The 19,317-nt window shown below is 40.7% G+C and carries 16 protein-coding genes; 14 read left to right on the plus strand and 2 right to left on the minus strand.

Going from position 1 to position 19,317, the window contains the following annotated elements; all coding sequences use genetic code 11:
- Positions 1–247: 247 nt before the first annotated feature.
- The 9 genes from pdhR to QL989_RS01955 all read left to right on the plus strand — a co-directional run bounded on the left by pdhR (position 248) and on the right by QL989_RS01955 (position 13,674).
- Entirely contained in the window at positions 248–997 is a 750-nt protein-coding gene (gene pdhR, locus QL989_RS01915) for a pyruvate dehydrogenase complex transcriptional repressor PdhR (RefSeq protein WP_008114937.1), read from the plus strand.
- An 84-nt stretch (positions 998–1,081) separates the two neighbouring features.
- Entirely contained in the window at positions 1,082–3,748 is a 2,667-nt protein-coding gene (gene aceE / locus QL989_RS01920) for a pyruvate dehydrogenase (acetyl-transferring), homodimeric type (RefSeq protein WP_069439827.1), read from the plus strand.
- 10 nt (positions 3,749–3,758) lie between these two features.
- On the plus strand, positions 3,759–5,675 hold the full coding sequence (aceF, locus tag QL989_RS01925) for a pyruvate dehydrogenase complex dihydrolipoyllysine-residue acetyltransferase (RefSeq protein WP_290167789.1): 1,917 nt from the start codon (positions 3,759–3,761) through the stop codon (positions 5,673–5,675).
- Between the two features lie 163 nt (positions 5,676–5,838).
- Positions 5,839–7,266: a dihydrolipoyl dehydrogenase gene (gene lpdA / locus QL989_RS01930; RefSeq protein WP_008114944.1), complete on the plus strand. Its 1,428-nt coding sequence runs from the start codon at positions 5,839–5,841 to the stop codon at positions 7,264–7,266.
- Between the two features lie 247 nt (positions 7,267–7,513).
- Positions 7,514–8,200, plus strand: a complete 687-nt coding sequence (locus QL989_RS01935) for a DTW domain-containing protein (protein WP_054201949.1) — start codon at positions 7,514–7,516, stop codon at positions 8,198–8,200.
- A gap of 843 nt (positions 8,201–9,043) precedes the next feature.
- Positions 9,044–10,048, plus strand: coding sequence for a Fe(3+) ABC transporter substrate-binding protein (locus tag QL989_RS01940; protein ID WP_138608996.1), 1,005 nt, complete (start codon positions 9,044–9,046; stop codon positions 10,046–10,048).
- Positions 10,048–11,679, plus strand: coding sequence for an iron ABC transporter permease (locus QL989_RS01945; protein WP_036933451.1), 1,632 nt, complete (start codon positions 10,048–10,050; stop codon positions 11,677–11,679). The genes QL989_RS01940 and QL989_RS01945 overlap by 1 nt, the downstream gene beginning before the upstream one ends.
- Entirely contained in the window at positions 11,680–12,735 is a 1,056-nt protein-coding gene (locus tag QL989_RS01950; protein WP_138764888.1) for an ABC transporter ATP-binding protein, read from the plus strand. It abuts the gene before it with no gap.
- A gap of 39 nt (positions 12,736–12,774) precedes the next feature.
- Positions 12,775–13,674, plus strand: a complete 900-nt coding sequence (locus QL989_RS01955; protein ID WP_290167798.1) for a Dyp-type peroxidase — start codon at positions 12,775–12,777, stop codon at positions 13,672–13,674.
- Between the two features lie 55 nt (positions 13,675–13,729).
- Here QL989_RS01955 and argR read toward each other — a convergent pair whose 3' ends face one another.
- Complete coding sequence (gene argR, locus QL989_RS01960; RefSeq protein ID WP_008466460.1) at positions 13,730–14,197, minus strand: transcriptional regulator ArgR; 468 nt, start codon at positions 14,195–14,197, stop codon at positions 13,730–13,732.
- 225 nt (positions 14,198–14,422) lie between these two features.
- On the opposite strand from argR, the gene mdh reads away from it, so the two are divergent.
- Entirely contained in the window at positions 14,423–15,355 is a 933-nt protein-coding gene (gene mdh / locus QL989_RS01965; protein WP_008466462.1) for a malate dehydrogenase, read from the plus strand.
- A 75-nt stretch (positions 15,356–15,430) separates the two neighbouring features.
- Here mdh and ispB read toward each other — a convergent pair whose 3' ends face one another.
- Positions 15,431–16,402, minus strand: a complete 972-nt coding sequence (gene ispB, locus QL989_RS01970) for an octaprenyl diphosphate synthase (protein WP_138609004.1) — start codon at positions 16,400–16,402, stop codon at positions 15,431–15,433.
- 423 nt (positions 16,403–16,825) lie between these two features.
- On the opposite strand from ispB, the gene rplU reads away from it, so the two are divergent.
- The 4 genes from rplU (at position 16,826) to folA (ending at position 19,282) form a co-directional block, all read left to right on the plus strand.
- Complete coding sequence (rplU, locus tag QL989_RS01975; RefSeq protein WP_138609006.1) at positions 16,826–17,137, plus strand: 50S ribosomal protein L21; 312 nt, start codon at positions 16,826–16,828, stop codon at positions 17,135–17,137.
- Between the two features lie 16 nt (positions 17,138–17,153).
- Positions 17,154–17,411 (plus strand): 50S ribosomal protein L27, encoded by a 258-nt coding sequence (rpmA, locus tag QL989_RS01980; RefSeq protein ID WP_008114963.1) that lies wholly within the window; start codon positions 17,154–17,156, stop codon positions 17,409–17,411.
- 153 nt (positions 17,412–17,564) lie between these two features.
- A complete protein-coding gene (cgtA, locus tag QL989_RS01985; protein ID WP_138609008.1) occupies positions 17,565–18,716 on the plus strand; it encodes an Obg family GTPase CgtA in 1,152 nt (383 codons plus the stop codon).
- Positions 18,717–18,790: 74 nt separating this feature from the next.
- On the plus strand, positions 18,791–19,282 hold the full coding sequence (gene folA, locus QL989_RS01990; RefSeq protein ID WP_171039647.1) for a type 3 dihydrofolate reductase: 492 nt from the start codon (positions 18,791–18,793) through the stop codon (positions 19,280–19,282).
- Positions 19,283–19,317: the final 35 nt, after the last annotated feature.

A 19,317-nucleotide genomic window follows, 5' to 3' on the forward strand; every position in this document is an offset into this window, starting at 1 on the left:
TCTGACCATTTGTTTTTCATCTTATTAACCTTTCTTTACCCTCTGTGATCTGTGTATTATTTGAACTTTGTTTAAATTACGTTACGCTGGCCTTAGGGCTTTAAAACTGCCGTAAATTGACAGTAATTACGGTTTTTGATAACGTATGGAAAAATTTGGTATGACCAATTTACCTTTTGGTCAGGTCATTCAGTTAAAAGCCTTATTTAATGGGCTGCTAGCACTTATACAACGCGGACGTTGATTGATGTCTTTAAAAATTAAAGCGGCAAAATTATCTGATGTTATTTTACAACAACTTGAGAACATGATTCTTGAGGGGTCGTTAGCACCAGGAGAAAAGTTACCACCGGAGCGTGAACTCGCTAAGCAATTTGAAGTGTCGCGTCCGTCGTTGCGTGAAGCCATTCAAAAGCTTGAGGCAAAAGGGCTTGTAACCCGTCGTCAAGGTGGTGGAACGTATGTAAAAAATCAATTGGAAGAGGGGCTGACTGATCCGTTGTTTGATTTGATCAGTAAACACCCCGAATCGCAATTTGATTTATTAGAATTTCGTCATGCGCTAGAGGGAATTGCGGCTTATTACGCAGCACTTCGCGGAACAAGCAACGATTTTGCAAAAGTAAAACAGAGCTTTGATCAGATTGCATTAGCTAAAGATGAATTAAAGCAAAAAGCCAAAGCGATTAATGACTTTCATTTTTGCATCGCAGAGGCGTCTCATAACGTAGTGTTACTGCATTTAGTAAGAGGGATGCAAAGCTTACTTGAGCAGAATGTTTTACAAAATTTAACGGTATTACTTAAAAAGTCAGATATAAGCAGCCAATTAGCTGAGCATAGACGCTTATTAATGGATGCAGTGATTGACGGTAATCCTGAACAAGCTCGCTTAGCGAGTAATGCGCATTTAGCCTATATTGAAGAAGCATTGCTTGAAGCGGGTAAAGAGCATTCGCGAATTGAACGTAGTTTAAGACGCACCAAACAAAATTAAGCAAGTACATTCACTGTTAACTTGAGTTAACAGTGAAGTATTCAATACATAAAATTAGTATTTTAAACATAAGGAAACCTCCATATGTCTGAAGTCAATAAAATTGACGTAGACGCGCTAGAAACACAAGAGTGGTTACAAGCTCTTGAATCGGTTGTGCGCGAAGAAGGTGTTGAACGAGCTCAGTTTTTACTTGAGCAAGTGTTAGAACAAGCCCGTTTAGACGGTGTTGATATGCCAACAGGCATTAACACAAACTACGTTAATACGATTCCGGTTGATCAAGAGCCTGCCTACCCTGGCGATGTAAATCTTGAGCGCCGTATTCGTTCAATTATTCGCTGGAACGCGATTATGATTGTATTGCGTGCATCGAAAAAAGATCTCGACTTAGGCGGCCATATGGCGTCTTACCAATCGTCTGCTGCATTTTACGAAGTGTGTTTTAACCATTTCTTTAAAGCGCCAAATGATGTTGATGGCGGCGATTTAGTTTATTACCAAGGTCATATTTCTCCGGGTATTTATGCGCGTGCATTTGTTGAAGGGCGTTTAAGTGCTGAACAGCTTGATAATTTCCGTCAGGAAGTAGATGGTAAAGGCCTACCTTCTTACCCTCATCCTAAATTAATGCCTGAGTTTTGGCAGTTCCCAACAGTATCTATGGGCTTAGGTCCAATTTCTTCAATTTACCAAGCACGTTTCTTAAAATATTTAGATGGCCGTGGCTTAAAAGACACTAAAAACCAACGTGTATATGCGTTTTTAGGTGATGGTGAAATGGATGAGCCAGAATCACGTGGTGCTATTTCTTTTGCTGCCCGTGAAAAGCTAGATAATCTATGTTACTTAGTTAACTGTAACCTACAGCGCTTAGATGGCCCTGTAATGGGTAATGGTAAAATCATTCAAGAGCTAGAAGGCCTATTTAAAGGCGCTGGCTGGAATGTTATTAAACTTGTTTGGGGCAGCGGTTGGGATATTCTGCTTGCTAAAGACACCACAGGTAAATTACTACAGTTAATGAACGAAACTGTTGATGGTGATTACCAAACATATAAAGCGAAAGATGGCGCGTACGTACGTGAACATTTCTTTGGTCGTTACCCAGAAACAGCAGCACTTGTTGCTGATATGACAGATGAAGAAATTTTCGCCCTTAAGCGCGGTGGTCATGAGCCTTCAAAACTGTTTGCTGCATTTAAAAAAGCAGAAGAGACGAAAGGTCGTCCAACAGTGATCCTTGCTAAAACAGTAAAAGGTTACGGCATGGGTGAAGCGGCTGAAGGTAAAAACATTGCGCACCAAGTTAAGAAAATGGATATGTCGCATGTGGCTCACTTACGCTCACGTTTAGGCTTAGATGATTTAGTATCTGAAGAGCAATTAAAAGAGCTACCATACTTAGAGCTTGAAAAAGATTCTCCAGAGTATAAGTACCTTCATGCACGTCGTGAGGCGCTTCAAGGTTACACGCCAACACGTATTGCTAAGTTCTCTGAAAAGTTACAGTTACCAGAAGTAGATGCGTTCAAGCCATTACTTGAAGAGCAAAAACGTGATATTTCAACCACTATGGGCTTTGTACGTGCACTTAATATCTTATTAAAAGATAAAGGTATTGGTAAAAATATTGTGCCAATTATTGCCGATGAAGCACGTACTTTTGGTATGGAAGGTTTATTCCGTCAAATCGGTATTTACAACCCACATGGCCAAAATTATACCCCTCAAGACCGTGATATTGTTTCTTACTACAAAGAAGCAACCTCAGGGCAGGTATTACAAGAAGGGATTAACGAGCTAGGTGCAATGTCGTCATGGGTTGCTGCTGCAACATCTTACAGCACCAACGACTTACCGATGATCCCATTCTACATTTACTACTCTATGTTTGGTTTCCAACGTGTTGGTGACATGGCATGGATGGCAGGGGATCAACAAGCACGTGGTTTCTTATTAGGTGCTACAGCGGGTCGTACAACGCTAAATGGCGAAGGCTTACAACATGAAGATGGCCACAGCCACATTCTTGCAAACACAGTACCTAACTGTATTTCTTACGATCCTACTTATGCATTTGAAGTAGCGGTTATCGTGCAAGACGGTATTCGTCGTATGTACGGTGAAGAGCAAGAAAATATTTACTACTACCTAACGCTAATGAACGAAAATTACCATCAGCCAGCAATGCCAGAAGGCGCTGAAGAAGGTATTCGTAAAGGTATCTACAAGCTAGAAAGCTACGAAGGTAAAAAAGCCAACGTACAGCTATTAAGCTCAGGTACTATCATGACTGAAGTGCGTAAAGCTGCGGCAATTTTAAGCGAAGAGTTTGGTATTGCGTCTGATGTTTACTCAGTAACTTCATTCAATGAACTTACCCGTGATGGACAAGATGTTGAACGTTTCAACATGCTTAACCCAGAAAGCGAGCAAAAAACGCCATACATCACTAGCGTATTAAACGATTCAGTAACTGTTGCTGCAACGGATTACATGAAAAACTACGCAGAACAAGCGCGTTCATTTATTCCAAGCAATAACTACAAAGTATTGGGTACAGATGGTTACGGTCGTTCAGACAGCCGTGAAAACCTACGTCGTCACTTTGAAGTTAACGCAAGCTACGTGGTAGTTGCGACATTATCTGAACTTGCTAAACGTGGTGAAGTTGAAAAGTCAGTGGTTGTTGAAGCAATTAAAAAATTCAACATCGACACTAACAAACTAAATCCACTGTACGCATAAGAGGTTTGCAATGAGTATTGAAATTAAAGTACCTGATATCGGTGGCGATGAAGTAGAAGTAACCGAAATACTAGTGAGCGTTGGCGATAAAGTTGAAGTTGACCAATCACTATTAAGTGTTGAAGGTGATAAAGCTGCGATGGAAGTACCTGCTGAACAAGCCGGTACGGTAAAAGAAATTAAAGTAAATGTGGGTGACACTGTTACCACAGGCACTTTAGTGTTCATCTTTGAAGGTGAAGCGCAAGACTCTGCTGCTGACTCTAAAGAAGCTGAAAAAACCGATGAAGCAGCACCTGCTGCGTCATCGGCTTCATCAATCAAAGAAGTCACTGTGCCTGATATTGGTGATGACGAAGTTGAAGTAACTGAAATTATGGTTGCAGTTGGTGATAGCGTAGAAGAAGAGCAATCTATCTTAAACGTTGAAGGCGACAAAGCGGCAATGGAAGTACCAGCACCCTTTGCCGGTACAGTAAAAGAAATTAAAGTAAATACTGGTGACAAAGTGAAAACGGGTTCATTAGTATTTGTTTTTGAAGTGTCAGGTGGTGATAACCAAAGTGCCCCTGCAGCGGATTCAAAAGCACAAGAGAAGCCTGCTGAACAAGCATCGGCATCAAGCACTAAAGAAGTTAGCGTGCCTGATATTGGTGATGACGAAGTTGAAGTAACAGAAGTGATGGTTGCGGTTGGCGATAGCGTAGAAGAAGAGCAATCTATCTTAAACGTTGAAGGCGACAAAGCAGCTATGGAAGTACCGGCGCCGTTTGCAGGTACTGTTAAAGAGATTAAAGTAGCGACTGGCGATAAAGTTAAAACGGGATCATTGATTTTTGTATTTGAAGTGGCGGGTAGTGCACCAGCTGCAGCACCTGCAGAAAAATCAGCACCAGCGCCTAAAACAGAATCTAAGCCGGCAGCTCAGGCTGAGTCAAAATCAGCAGCATCATCTGCTAAAGCAAGCTCTGAAAGCTTTGAAAACAATAGCGCTTATGCACATGCATCTCCAGTGGTTCGCCGTTTAGCACGTGAGTTTGGTATTAACCTTGCCAACGTTAAAGGCACGGGCCGTAAAAACCGTGTTGTTAAAGAAGACGTGCAAAACTATGTTAAGCAACTGGTTAAGCAAGTTGAGTCTGGTCAAGTATCAGCAGCTAAAGGCAATGCTGGTGGCGGTGAGCTTGGTTTAATTCCATGGCCAAAAGTTGATTTTGCTAAGTTTGGTGAAATAGAAGAGAAAAAACTCTCTCGTATTCAAAAGCTGTCAGGTAAAAACTTACACCGTAACTGGGTGCAAATCCCACATGTTACCCAGTTTGATGAAGCGGATATCACGAGCCTTGAGCAGTTCCGTAAAGAGCAAAATGCCCTTAACGAGAAGAAAAAGCTGGGTGTTAAAATTACGCCATTAGTATTTGTAATGAAAGCAGCTGCTAAAGCGCTTGCTGAGTTCCCTACATTTAACTCATCGCTTTCAGAGGATGGCGAAAGCTTAATCCTTAAAAAGTACATTAATATTGGTGTAGCGGTTGATACGCCAAATGGCTTAGTTGTACCAGTATTTAAAGATGTTGATAAAAAAGGCATTATTGAACTATCTCGTGAACTAATGGAAGTATCTGTTAAAGCGCGTGATGGCAAGTTAAGTTCATCAGATATGCAAGGTGGTTGTTTTACTATTTCAAGCCTAGGTGGCATTGGCGGTACGGCATTTACGCCGATTGTGAATGCGCCTGAGGTGGCAATTTTAGGTGTGTCAAAATCTGAAATGAAGCCTAAGTGGAATGGTAAAGAGTTTGAGCCTAAGCTAATGGTTCCACTTTCAATGTCTTACGACCATAGAGTGATTGACGGTGCACTTGCTGCACGCTTTACTGTTACTCTTGCAAGTTACATGAGTGATATACGCCAGTTAGTGATGTGATCACTACAGAGTGAGTAAAATCAAATCCCAGCCAGTTGTTTTTAGCTGGGATTTTTATCATTTGCAATGATACAATATTTGCACAAATGCCCTTTTCTGCCTTGCAGAAACATGGCAGTTAAATTTTGGGGCTGTGTCCCGTTCAAACAATAAAGGTAATAGCATGAGCAACGAATTAAAAACTCAAGTTGTTGTACTAGGCGGTGGTCCTGGTGGTTACTCTGCGGCTTTTCGCGCTGCTGACTTGGGCTTAGAAGTTACATTAGTAGAATCTCGCGAGACATTAGGCGGTGTATGTCTTAATGTTGGTTGTATTCCTTCTAAAGCACTTTTACACGTAGCTAAAGTGATTGATGATGCTGCAGAAATGTCATCTCACGGCGTTACTTTTGGCGCACCAAAAATTGACTTAGATGAAGTTCGTTCTTGGAAAGACTCTGTTGTTGGCCAGCTTACAGGTGGCTTAGACGGCATGGCTAAAATGCGTAAAGTAAAAGTTGTATCTGGTTACGGTAAATTTACTGGTAGCAACACTTTAGATGTTGAAGGCGCTGACGGTAAAACAACCATTACCTTTGATAACGCAATTATTGCTGCGGGTTCTAAACCTGTAAACTTACCTTTCATCCCTGAGGATGATCGCGTTATTGATTCAACGGGCGCGCTAGAGCTTAAAGATGTTCCTGAAAAGCTACTTGTTTTAGGTGGTGGTATTATCGGTCTTGAAATGGGTACGGTTTACCGTGCACTAGGTTCTGCAATTGATGTTGTAGAATTTGCAGACCAACTTGTTCCTGCTGCTGATAAAGACATCATTAAAATTTACCAAAAGCATGTTAAAGACAAGTTTAATGTAATGCTTTCAACTAAAGTAACTGGCGTTGAAGCAAAAGACGACGGTTTATATGTTACGTTTGAAGGCAAAAATGCACCGGCAGAGCCAGTACGTTACGACAAAGTACTTGTTGCTGTAGGTCGTACACCAAATGGTAACATGTTAGACGCTGATAAAGCGGGTGTAAATGTTGATGAGCGTGGTTTTATTAACGTTGATAAGCAATTACGTACTAACGTGGAACATATTTTTGCGATTGGTGACTTAGTGGGTCAGCCTATGCTTGCGCATAAAGCGGTTCATGAAGGCCATGTTGCAGCAGAAGTTATCTCTGGTCAAAAACATTACTTTGATCCTAAGTGTATTCCTTCAATTGCTTATACTGACCCTGAAATTGCATGGGCGGGTGTAACTGAAAAAGAAGCGAAAGAGCAAGGTTTAAGCATTGAAACAGCTGTATTCCCTTGGGCTGCATCGGGTCGTGCTATTGCTTCTTCACGTACTGAAGGTTCTACTAAGCTTATTTTTGATAAAGAAAGCGGCCGTATTATCGGTGGTGCTATGATTGGTATTAACGCAGGCGAAATGCTGGGCGAAATCGGTCTAGGTATTGAAATGGGTGCAGATGGTGAAGACCTAGCGCTAACAATTCATGCTCACCCAACATTGAACGAATCAATCGGCCTTGCTGCTGAAATTTTTGAAGGTTCAATCACTGATTTACCAAACAAAAAAGCAGTTAAAAAGAAGAAGTAATTTCTTTTAGTTAATCGCGATAAAAAACCCAAGCCGAGGCTTGGGTTTTTTGTTTTTATAGCCGTCAGCCGTCAGTAAAGACAAGCTCCCTTGACACTTAAGTTAATATGAGCAAAATTTTGTAGCTGATAGCTGATAGCTGATAGCTGATAGCTGATAGCTGATAGCTGATAGCTGATAGCTGATATCTAATTTCTTTTATTTTAGCTACAATGCGCAGCCATCAATTTATAGGTAAATACCCACAGTGACCCAGAGTTTAAAAAATTCAGTTTTAGCATTACGTGCCCAGCAAATAAGTGAATCTCGACGTGAGTTTAATGCCCGTGGTGGAAAAATGGATCGCTGTGAGCAATGCCTAATTGCCAAGCATTACTGTATTTGTGAGGGCGCTGAGTACGCAAGCTGCAACGCTGCGGTATGTTTACTTATGTATCACAATGAAAGTTTTAAACCGTCTAATACAGGGCGTTTAATTGCTGAAATTATCCCTGATAATCATGCGTTTCGTTGGGATAGAACCTCCCCAGATCCTGCTTTATTAGCATTATTGAATAATGATAAATATCAGCCTTTTGTGATTTTTCCGGCTGAAGATGTTGAAACTGATAGGGTGGTAACCCAGGTTGAAACGCATGCAGGTAAACAGCCATTGTTTATATTTTTAGATGGTACATGGCGAGAAGCTAAAAAAATGATTCGTAAGAGTCCTTATTTAGATAACTTACCTGTGCTTTCTATTACCGCAGAAAAACTCTCTGATTACCGATTACGTGTAGCGCCTCATGCTCATCAGTTAGGTACGGCAGAAGTGGCTATTATGGTATTAGCATTGGCTGGTGAAGTTGATGCGAGCACTAAATTAGAACAGCATTTTATTAAGTTTCGCGACGCTTATTTACTTGGTAAGCGTAACAAAGGCAGGCCCGAATAAAGTGCAGGGTATTAATACGAAAAAGCTGAATTTGACGCTTGAGTATAGCCTAAACATATATAACTTGGCTGACCGCTGACTTTCAGGCAAAAGAAAAGCGCGAACCATCTCTAGTCGCGCTTGCGGAATCTTCTAACTTTGTTGCATCCTGCAATTGAACCTAATCAACTCCAATTTTTACGATCCGTGTTATTACAATATTACTTTCTAGTTCTATGTAATATAGGCTATCCGGGCCTGTCTCCATAAATCCCTAAAACATCCTGTAAGGTAAAATCTATTACCAATCCTTATTGCACATCCGAGTGCATTCCCTTTGTTACCATTCCGTTGTGTTGCCTTTAAGGCCTGTCCTTTTTGTTCCCTATCCTTTATAAACAACTATTCCGCTGTTGTTATCCATTATGCATCATCCTGATGCTATCCCTTGTGCAACAATCCATTGCGATACTCATCCTGAGCCTGTCCTTAAATCCCTGTTATCCTAAAAACCAAACCTTGGTATTCGAGTAGTTAATCCGTTTCCATTTACTCGGTAAGCGTCGTTGCTTATTTATGGGTTAATTATAGAGAGTGATTTGCAGTAAATGTAGGATAAAAGCGCTTATGGTTTATGTTCTTACAAATGAAATATTTATAAATTATTTAAAATACAATGGCTTGCTGTATTTATGGGGTGTTATGCAGGGTGTTTTTACTCATTTACTGCCATAAGCGTAAGAGATATCTTACAAGGGTTTTCTTTTTTGGGCGTATTTATCACTAAGTAATTATATAAAGTGTGCACTTTTTAGTTCATCGCGGTAAAATTAATGATAATAATTATTAGTCAGGTAAGAAAATATGAAAAAAACACTAGCGCTTGTCGTTGGACTAATTATCTCAGCACCTGCTGTTGCAACCGATGTTGTGAATATTTACTCATTTAGACAACCTTTTTTAATTAAACCTATTTTAGATGATTTTACACAGCAAACAGGCATTAAAACTAATGTTGTGTTTGCTAAAAAAGGCCTAATCGAGCGTGTTAAGCGTGAAGGCAAGCACAGCAAAGCAGATTTAGTTTTAACGTCTAACTTTAGTGCGTTAATTCAATTAGAAGAGCTAAAGCTAACGCAAACTATTGATAGCGAGAAGGTTAATAAGAATGTGCCGGCTGCATTTCGTGATGGCGATGGTCAGTGGGTGGCGCTCACTAAGCGAGTGCGAAATGTTTACTCTTCAAAAGAGCGTTTAGGTCCATTACCTGAGCTGAGTTATGAAGATTTAGCCGAACCTGAATATAAAGGTCAAATTTGTACTCGCTCTGGTAAACACCCTTATAATTTAGGGTTAGTTGCTTCTATGATTGCTCATCATGGTGAAGTCCAGACTAAAACATGGCTTGAGGGTGTAAAAGCTAATTTAGCGCGTAAGCCGCAGGGAAATGACCGTGCGCAAGTTAAAGCCGTTAAAGAAGGTTTATGTAATTTAGCTTTAGGTAACAGTTACTACTTAGGTAAAATGTTGCAAGATGAAGCGCAAAAACCGTGGGCAGATGCGGTTAATATTAACTTTCCAAACCAAACTAACCGTGGTTCGCATATTAACGTATCGGGTGCGGTAATTACTAAGTATGCTAAAAACCCTGAAAATGCCTTGAAACTCATAGAGTATATGACCGACAATAAGGCGCAAAATATGTATGCCTCGCTCAATATGGAGTATCCGGTCAAGCCAGGTGTTAAGCTTTCAAGTTTGGTTGCATCGTGGGGAAGCTTTAAGGAAGACAGCTTACCGCTTGATGAAATTAGCAAATATCGTCCATTAGCCCTTAAGCTAATTGATGAGGTGAAGTTCGATCTTTAATGACTTATAAATTTCAGCTGTCGAAGTGGCAGCTTATTGCGTGGTCGACAGGGTTATTACTGTCGACCCCGTTGTTTTTTCTGCTAGTAGAATCTTTACAAGGCGACTCAGAGGTATTTACCCACCTGTGGAATACCGTGCTGTGGGACTATATAAGTAATACCGTATTGCTGGTTTTAGGTGTAGGGTTACTTAGCTGCCTGATTGCGTTGCCACTGGGTTGGCTCACCGCTTATTGCCGTTTTCCTGGCAAACAACAGTTTGAATGGGCACTGATGCTGCCACTTGCCATGCCTACCTATATTATTGCTTATGTGTACACCGATTTACTCGACTACGCGGGGCCGGTACAAATAACACTAAGAGAGTGGTTTGGTTGGCAATCACCCAGTGATTACTGGTTTTTTGATATACGCACTTTGCCAGGGGCTATCATCATGATTGCGCTGGTACTCTACCCGTATTTATATTTAATTTTTAAAACTGCACTACGTGAACAGTCCTTTAAGTTAGTCCAAGCAAGCCAATTAATGGGATTAAGTGCATGGAAAAGCTTTTTTAAAGTAAGCCTAGTGCTTTCTCGTGGTGCTATTGTTGCTGCGCTGGCTTTGATCAGTATGGAAACTATGGCTGATTTTGCTACCGTTAGCTACTTTGCGGTCAGTACACTAACCACCGCAGTATACGATACCTGGTTTGGTTATTATTCATTAACTGCAGCAGCAAAAATTTCAGGGGTGATGTTGTTACTGCTGTTCTTAGCATTGATCACCGAGCGTTTTAGCCGTCGTAACCAAGCTGTATTTGAGCGTCAGTCAAGTGTGAACAGTGAGGCGCTTTATATCCTAAAAGGTAAGTCTGCATGGTTAGCAACGGGATTTTGTAGCCTTATTTTAATAATCTCATTTATTATTCCTATGTTTGTATTACTTAAATATGCAGTGATGTATTTTGACCAAGCGTGGAATAGTGAATTTTTTAGCTATGCATGGCAAAGTTTAAAAGTGGCCGCAGTAGTGAGTGCAGTGACGATAACACTGAGTGTTTTAGTGGTGTTTTATCAGCGCATTGCAAAACAAGCAAACCCACTTATACCTGGGCGTTTAGCAAGTACGGGGTATGCGTTACCAGGTACAGTATTAGCGATTGCGGTATTGTTGCCACTCACATTATTAGAAAATACCATTAACCGCATTCTGACTCCTTATGATTTAGATATTGGTCTATTACTGACTGGCAGCTTACTCACTATTATTTTTGCTTATATAGTGAGGTTTTACGCCGTGGCTCATGGTGCCATAGAATCAAGTTTTTCACGTATTAGCCCCTCGCTTGATATGGCAAGTCAGTCAATGGGGAAAAGCCAAGGCCGCACATTACGCTTAGTGCATTTGCCTTTATTACGCCGAGGCTTATTAACCGCTGGTTTATTGGTCTTTATTGAGTGTATGAAAGAGCTGCCCGCAGCCTTACTGTTAAGGCCTTTTGATTTCGAAAGTTTAGCTACGCACGTGTTTCAATATGTTAGCGACGAACAATTAGAGCTGGCCTCCATATCAGCTTTATTTATAGTGGTGGTAGGTTTTATTCCGTTATATTTTATTAACCGTTCAATGGAGCAACGTAGTTAAATGAGTAGTTTGATTTTACAAGGTGTAAGCTATGCATATAACGGGACTAAGGTTGTAGATGATTTAGACTTAACCTTAGGTAAAGACGAAATAGTGTGTTTACTCGGTGCCAGTGGCTGCGGCAAAACCACCACGCTTAAAGCCATTGCAGGGTTAATTGAAGCCAAACAAGGACAGGTATTTATTGATGGAAAGTTAGTCAGTGACGCCAATACGTTTGTGTCACCAGAGCATCGTAATATTGGCATGATGTTTCAAGACTACGCATTATTCCCACATTTAACGGTGGCGAATAATATTGGCTTTGGTCTAAGCGGTATGAGCAAAACGGATAAACAGGCTCGCGTGGATGAAATGTTAAAACTTGTGCACTTGGTTGGTTGTGCCGATAGATACCCACATCAACTCTCTGGTGGTCAACAGCAACGGGTAGCGATTGCGCGTGCATTAGCTTATAAACCCAGCTTACTATTGTTAGATGAGCCGTTTTCTAATATTGATACCCAAGTCCGATTTGAGTTAATCGCTGATATAAGACGTATTATTAAAGCTCAACAAGTGTCGGCAGTATTTGTTACTCACTCAAAAGAAGAGGCGTTTGCATTTTCAGATACACTTGCGGTTATGCACCAAGGTAAAATTGCGCAGCAAGGCACCCCAGAACAGCTTTTTGCTAAACCAAGTTCAAAGGAGGTTGCAGAATTTCTGGGTCAGGGCATATACTTAAGCGCAACTGCATTAACAGCCACTGAATATGAAACGCAGTTTGGTGTGGTTAAGTCAATACTGCCACAGCAACACGCAGTGGCTGAAAAGGGGGTTATTTATGTGCGTCCACACCAGCTTGAGCTTGCCACTAATAACAATAACGAGCTGCTGCAGTGTGAGTGCGTTACAATACTAAGTAGTCGTTTCATCGGCTCTGCCTATGTATACACTGTGGTTATTGCTGAACAAGAAATAGAAGTTGCAGCTCAGTATGGCCAGTCATTTGAAATTAATGAACAGGTTATAATAAAAATAAAACCGCACACTGTGAATTTTTTTGAATCGTAATTAATCACTGTGTTTTGCTCTAAAAAGTAAGGAATAACAATGGTGCAAGCGCAATCAGGGATTTGTGCTGAAGCAAACTTACACGGTTTGCACTTATTTTTTAATGTACTTGACGGTCACGACGAATCACTTCGCGCTAAGCTTAAAAAAGTGAGCGATATTGAAGATGAGTTTAGTGATCAGTTTTCTGAATCTATGCTTTCTTGCATGGTGGCAATTGGTGCGCAATATTGGCCACATATTTTACCTGACTTCATGCCAAGTGAGCTGCAAAGCTTTCCTAATATTACCCATAGCGACTTTGTTATGAGTGCAAGGCCATGTGATTTGTTTGTGCAAATCCGCTCAGACAGAGAAGACGTGAATCATTTGTTTGCACTACAAATACTCAAACTATTCACCCCTGATGTTGAGCTGGTGGAGCAAATTCGTAATTTTCGCTTTTTAGATGGCCGTGATTTTAATGGCTTTATTTATGCGGGCGATACCCCACATGGCCGTCAAAAGCGTGTAACGGCATTAATAAACAAACCGGATAGTTTTGAAGACCAAGGTAGTTACATTCATGTGCAGCGCTTCAAACATGACTTGAGCTTGTGGCAGCATTTGTCATTACATGAACAAGAGCAAATAATGGGTCGCACACGCCTTGATAATACCTTACTCAGCCCCGCACTTGAGAGCAGCCATGCGACCCGCAGTGAATTAAAAGACGAACAAGGTCAGGCACTGTTACTTAACCAAAGCATGCCTTATGGCGATGTGTATGAGCAAGGTATGTTAGTGATTACGTGCTCTGCTAAAGGGGATGCATTCGAAAAAGTGCTAACTAGCCGACTAGGGCAGGGAGAGAATTATGATCACTGGCTTGATTTTACTCAGGCGGATATGGGCTCTGCATTTTTTGCCCCCTCAGTACGATTTTTAAAGCAGTTATAACAATTACAAAACGGCTATGTATTATTCATAGCCGTCTTTATTACAGCGTTAGTGATTAAACCGTATCAAATAAAATACGAACACGCTCTAGTGTGAGGTCTATTTCTGAGATTTTAGCTGGTGCTATAAAAATAGTATCATCGCCGGCAATAGTGCCTAATACGCCATCAGCTTTGCCTAATGAGTCAAGTAAACGCGCAATGAGTTGAGCAGCTCCAGGGCTGGTGCGAATAATAATCATCATTTCGTTATGCATAATATCAATAACGAGCTGGCGCAACGGGCTCTTAGCGGTTGGTACCCCCATTTCAGCGGGTAAACAGTATACCATTTCTTGTTTTGCATTACGGGTGCGTACCGCGCCAAACTTACTTAACATTCGCGACACTTTACTCTGGCTAATATTATCAAAGCCTTGCTCTTTTAACGCATCAACTATTTCGCCTTGTGAGCCAAAGTTTTCTTCTTTTAAAAGTGCTTTAAAGGCTTTAACCAATGCTTCTTGTTTATCTTGTGGTTGCATAGTGTCTAATTAGTTATGTAATAGATACTGCAAATTCTACACAAAAATGCATAATTATGCAGCAGATGTTTGCTTAAGTTGCCATTTTGCTGCGTTTAAACAGCAAAGTTTACAACTATGGTCGAAAATATAGCTAAAATAAGCAGGATAAATTTGTTTTTAGTCGTTAATTTCTTTATCTTATGAACCACAAATATTTCCTACCTCAAATCACGGAGAATTCCAATGAAAGTTGCTGTATTAGGTGCTGCAGGCGGTATCGGTCAAGCGTTGTCTTTATTATTAAAAACAGGCTTACCAGCTGGCTCTGAATTATCACTATATGATGTTGCGCCAGTAGTTCCTGGTGTTGCTGTTGACCTTTCTCACATCCCAACAGATGTTAAAGTTGCAGGTTTTGGTGCAGACGATTTAGATAAGGCACTAACAGGCTGTGATATCGTTCTTATTCCAGCGGGTATGCCACGTAAGCCAGGTATGGATCGTGCTGATTTATTTAATGTTAACGCTGGTATCATCAAAACACTAGCAGAAGGCATTGTTGCTAACTGTCCTAAAGCGCTTGTGGGTATTATTACTAACCCAGTTAACGGCACTGTACCAATTGTTGCTGAAGTATTTAAAAAAGCAGGTACTTATGATGCTAAACGTGTATTCGGTATTACAACACTCGATGTGATCCGTTCTGAAGCGTTCATTGCTGAGCTTAAAGGCGTTGACGTAGCAAGCGTTAAAGTTCCAGTAATTGGTGGCCACTCAGGCACAACTATCCTACCGTTACTTTCTCAAGTTGAAGGTGTTACTTTCACTGATGAAGAAGTGGCTGCACTGACTCCACGTATCCAAAACGCGGGTACTGAAGTAGTTAATGCTAAAGCGGGCGGTGGTTCTGCAACATTATCAATGGGTGCTGCTGCTGCACGTTTTTGTATGTCTTTAGTTAAAGGCTTACAAGGTGAAGACGTTGTAGATTATGCATACGTTGCTGTTGAAAATGGCGATGCAGAGTACTTCGCACATCCAGTACGTTTAGGTAAAAATGGCGTAGAAGAAATTCTTTCTTACGGCACTCTAAGCGCATTTGAAGAGCAAGCAAAAAATGACATGCTTGAAACTCTGAAAAAAGACATTAAAGAAGGTGTTGATTTTATGGCGTAATAGCCAAAATTAACCCATAAAAAAGCCTGCACTTGCAGGCTTTTTTATTGCTCGGAATTATCTACACAGTATAACTTAGTGGTCGCGATCAACCGCTATTCTAGCTAAGCTAATTAATGCTTGCTTGTAATTCGACTCAGCTAAGCAATCTAAACAAGCAATCGCTTTCTCTGCTTCTTGCTCTGCTTTTTGCATAGTGAACTCAAGGGCATTGGTATGTTTAAGTGCAGCGAGTATCTCATCTAGATGCGCCATACCATTACAGTGCTCTATTGCATCTCTTATTAACTGTGTTTGATGCTCGCTACCGTGTTGCATGGCATAAATTAGTGGTAATGTAGGTTTGCCTTCAGCTAAGTCATCACCAATGTTTTTACCCAGTTGGTCGGCATCGGCGTTGTAATCTAAAACATCATCCACCAACTGAAAGGCAGTGCCTAAATGCATACCGTACAAATTGAGTGCGTTTAATACACTGTCATCTTGCTCAGTTATAATGGCAGCTAGCCCGGTTGCAGCTTCAAATAACTTAGCGGTTTTAGAGTAAATAACCTGCATATAACTGGCTTCAGTAGTATCTGGGTCATTACAGTTCATTAATTGCAGCACTTCGCCTTCAGCAATAATATTGGTTGCATCGGCCAACACTTGCATTATCTGCATTTTACCAAGGCCTACCATTAGCTGAAACGAGCGAGTATAAATAAAGTCTCCCACGAGGACACTTGCGGCATTACCAAACTCGGCATTTGCTGTGGGTGTGCCACGGCGCAAGTTAGATTCATCTACCACATCGTCATGTAAAAGCGTTGCGGTATGAATAAATTCAATAATTGTTGCTAGCGTAATGTGATCTTTGCCTTGGTAACCTAGCGCTTTAGCCGCCAAAATAGCTAACATGGGGCGAACACGTTTGCCACCGCTGTTAACAATATACAAACCAAGTTGATTAACTAACGCCACATCTGAGCGCATTTGCGCATGTATTAGTTGATTGACGTCATTCATATCGCTTTCGATTAACGCCTGGATAGCTTTTATATCCATTGATCTCCGAGCCAATTTTAATGTGTGAACGGCGCAGATTGTACAACAAAAAACGCATCAGCTCGATATTTTGTGATGATTCCTTAAAAAAACACCCTTAAGTAGGTTAAATGACCTATTAACTAGCTGAATAAATGATTAAACGGCGTGGTTTAATTTTGAATCATCCCTGGCGGTTAATTGAACTACATGGGCTTGCTTTGTTATTACAAATTTATTTTCTGTAACCGTTAAAAAGCGCTTGGCAAAGGGGGATTTTCATATAAAATAGGGGAAATATTGAATTACCCTCAATGTAGCTACTTTTTATTCATTTAATTATAAAAATAGGCTTGCTAGTTATTTCGCGTTAGCGTAAACTTCGCGCCCTATCGAAGAATATTTTAGTTGCGCCGATTTGAGGGTGCACAGACGGAGTTAATTATGTACGCGGTTTTCCAAAGTGGTGGTAAACAGCATCGTGTGACTGAAGGTCAAACGATTCGTCTTGAAAAATTAGACGTTGAAACTGGTGCGGCAGTGGAATTTGATTCAGTACTTTTAGTTGCTGATGGTGAGAAGATCGAGATTGGTGTACCGTTCGTAAACGGTGGTAAAGTAACAGCTGAGGTTGTTTCACACGGTCGCGGTGAGAAAATTAAGGTTGTTAAATTTAGACGCCGTAAGCATTCTCGTAAGCAAATGGGCCATCGTCAATGGTTCACTGAAGTTAAAATCACTAGCATTAGCGCTTAATTAGAGGTACTTAGAAATGGCACATAAAAAAGCAGCTGGTAGTACTCGTAACGGTCGCGATTCAGAAAGCAAACGCCTAGGTGTTAAGCGTTTTGGTGGCGAATCAGTTCTAGCGGGTAGCATCATTGTTCGTCAGCGTGGAACTCGTTTCCACCCAGGCGCAAACGTAGGTATCGGTAAAGACCACACTATCTTTGCAAAAGCAGATGGTAAAGTTCAGTTTGAACAGAAAGGTCCTTTAAACCGTAAATACGTAACTATCGTAGCTGAGTAATCAGTAAGGTAGTTAAAAACCCCGCCTTTGCGGGGTTTTTTGTTTTAGGCAGCTCTAAATATATACCCAAGTGTTTTTATGCTCAGTGTGCTCTATAGGCCACTTAGGTATATAATAGAGTTATTAACAAGCCAATCCCTAAAGTGAGTAATCATGAAGTTTGTAGATGAAGTAGAAATTCGCGCAGAAGCTGGTGACGGTGGCAGCGGCATCGTGTCTTTTCGTCGTGAGAAATATGTTCCAGATGGTGGACCTGATGGCGGTGACGGTGGAGACGGTGGTAGTGTTTATCTACAAGCTGATGAAAACTTAAATACCCTTATTGACTATCAATTTGAGCGTTTTCATAGAGCAGAACGTGGTACTAACGGTCAAAGCCGTAATTGTACCGGTAAAAAAGGTGAAGATCTGATTGTAAAAGTGCCGGTAGGTACACGTATCATTGATGTTGATACGCAAGAATCATTAGGGGATTTAACCCAAGATGGTCAACGAATTGTGGTTGCAAAAGGCGGTTTCCATGGCTTGGGGAATGCGCGTTTTAAATCAAGTACTAACCGTGCCCCACGTCAAAAAACACTCGGAACACCTGGGGAAGTGCGTAACCTTAAATTAGAGCTAATGCTACTCGCTGATGTAGGTTTACTGGGTTTACCTAATGCCGGTAAATCAACCTTTATTCGCAGTGTATCGGCTGCAAAACCAAAAGTAGCAGATTATCCATTCACTACGCTTATCCCCAATTTAGGTGTTGTTCGTCCTGAAGCAAATAAGTCATTTGTCATCGCCGATATTCCTGGCTTAATTGAAGGTGCATCGGACGGCGCAGGCTTAGGTATTCGTTTCTTAAAGCATTTAGAGCGCTGTCGTGTGTTATTACACATTATTGATGTTATGCCAGTTGATGGCTCAAATCCTGTTGATAATGCTTTTGCAATCATCAATGAGCTACATCAGTACAGTCCTAAGCTTGCTGAAAAGCCGCGCTGGTTGGTATTTAATAAAATTGATTTATTGCCTGAAGATGAAGCCAAAGCTCTATGTGAGCAAATTGCAGAAGAGTTAGGTGAGTCTGAAAATACTTATAGTATTGCTGCAATTAATAAATTAAATACTCAGCCATTAATTCACGACATCATGACGCTACTTGATAACATGCCTAAAGAAAAATTTGTTGAAGTTGCAGATGAAGAAGTTGAATTTAAGTGGGATACCTACCATCAAAAAGCCACTAAAGGCGATGATGATGACTGGGATGATTGGGATGAAGATGATTACGACGTAGAAGTTGTCTACGAGCGTTAACTATAATTGTATATATTTGAAAGGAGCTAACGCTCCTTTTTCTTTGATTAATAATAAAGTATTGGGTATTTAGTGTGATAATTTCAATGATTGCAGCAATGGCAAACAATCGTGTCATTGGCTTAGATAATAAAATGCCATGGCACTTACCTGGCGACCTTCAGCACTTTAAAAAAGTAACTTCTGGTAAGCCCGTTATTATGGGGCGTAAAACATTTGAATCGATAGGTAGGCCGCTACCTGGACGTCGTAATATTATTATTACTCGCAATACTGAATATCAAGCACCAGGAATTGAAACTGTAACTACTCCTGAAGCTGCACTTGAGCTTGTTAATGATATTGCCGAAGTGATGATTATTGGTGGTGGAAACATCTATCAACAGTTCTTAGAGCAAGCACATCGCTTATATCTAACCTTTATAGACTTAGATGTAGAAGGGGATACACAGTTTCCTGATTACCAAAGTGTTGCAAATTGGCAAATTGAAGATGAAATGTTGATGGCGCCTGATGAGAAAAATAAATATAGTTATAAATTCGTAACTTTGAATAAAGTCTCTTAACATTATTGCCAAAATCTGAGCGTGTTGGTACAATA

It is taken from the genome of Pseudoalteromonas sp. APC 3224, assembly GCF_030407535.1.
Taxonomy (GTDB): Bacteria; Pseudomonadota; Gammaproteobacteria; order Enterobacterales; family Alteromonadaceae; genus Pseudoalteromonas.

Excerpts from the sequence above, each read along its gene's own strand:
- pdhR (WP_008114937.1), top strand. The coding sequence starts at position 248 with ATGTCTTTAAAAATTAAAGCGGCAAAATTATCTGATGTTATTTTACAA.
- aceE (WP_069439827.1), top strand. The coding sequence starts at position 1,082 with ATGTCTGAAGTCAATAAAATTGACGTAGACGCGCTAGAAACACAAGAG.
- aceF (WP_290167789.1), top strand. The coding sequence starts at position 3,759 with ATGAGTATTGAAATTAAAGTACCTGATATCGGTGGCGATGAAGTAGAA.
- lpdA (WP_008114944.1), top strand. The coding sequence starts at position 5,839 with ATGAGCAACGAATTAAAAACTCAAGTTGTTGTACTAGGCGGTGGTCCT.
- QL989_RS01940 (WP_138608996.1), top strand. The coding sequence starts at position 9,044 with ATGAAAAAAACACTAGCGCTTGTCGTTGGACTAATTATCTCAGCACCT.
- QL989_RS01945 (WP_036933451.1), top strand. The coding sequence starts at position 10,048 with ATGACTTATAAATTTCAGCTGTCGAAGTGGCAGCTTATTGCGTGGTCG.
- QL989_RS01950 (WP_138764888.1), top strand. The coding sequence starts at position 11,680 with ATGAGTAGTTTGATTTTACAAGGTGTAAGCTATGCATATAACGGGACT.
- QL989_RS01955 (WP_290167798.1), top strand. The coding sequence starts at position 12,775 with ATGGTGCAAGCGCAATCAGGGATTTGTGCTGAAGCAAACTTACACGGT.
- argR (WP_008466460.1), bottom strand. The coding sequence starts at position 14,197 with ATGCAACCACAAGATAAACAAGAAGCATTGGTTAAAGCCTTTAAAGCA.
- mdh (WP_008466462.1), top strand. The coding sequence starts at position 14,423 with ATGAAAGTTGCTGTATTAGGTGCTGCAGGCGGTATCGGTCAAGCGTTG.
- ispB (WP_138609004.1), bottom strand. The coding sequence starts at position 16,402 with ATGGATATAAAAGCTATCCAGGCGTTAATCGAAAGCGATATGAATGAC.
- rplU (WP_138609006.1), top strand. The coding sequence starts at position 16,826 with ATGTACGCGGTTTTCCAAAGTGGTGGTAAACAGCATCGTGTGACTGAA.
- rpmA (WP_008114963.1), top strand. The coding sequence starts at position 17,154 with ATGGCACATAAAAAAGCAGCTGGTAGTACTCGTAACGGTCGCGATTCA.
- cgtA (WP_138609008.1), top strand. The coding sequence starts at position 17,565 with ATGAAGTTTGTAGATGAAGTAGAAATTCGCGCAGAAGCTGGTGACGGT.